The following is a 282-nucleotide window of genomic DNA, read 5'->3' as shown; positions in this document are numbered from 1 at the left end:
GGCAGAACCACAGCCGTAGGTATTGAACTTGGCGTCTTAGATAACGCCCTGCTCGTTGACCTTGATTTGCAGGCGAATTACGTCGCCGCACGCCGGGGCGCCGACCATGCCGGTGCCGACGTCCGGATCTACGGCATCCATCTTGCCGACGTTACGCGGGTTTTCGTAGTGGTCGATGACCATTTCACTGTAAGCCATGGTGCAATTCCTTCCTCATCAGATATCCGCTCTTGACGGCGACTACTTAGTGCGCAGCCCACTCGATCTTGGAGATGTCGACGC

At 56.7% G+C, this 282-nt stretch carries 1 pseudogene; it reads right to left on the bottom strand.

The annotated features are described in order from the left end of the window. Positions 1-39 precede the first annotated feature (39 nt). Positions 40-198, bottom strand: a pseudogene (locus tag M2D63_RS25725) (iron-sulfur cluster assembly scaffold protein); the annotation flags it as partial. Between the last annotated feature and the right edge of the window lie 84 nt (positions 199-282).

The sequence above is a fragment of the Pseudomonas sp. BJa5 genome (assembly GCF_030272875.2).
Taxonomy (GTDB): Bacteria; Pseudomonadota; Gammaproteobacteria; order Pseudomonadales; family Pseudomonadaceae; genus Aquipseudomonas.
This window is presented reverse-complemented; position numbering and strand designations above follow the sequence as displayed.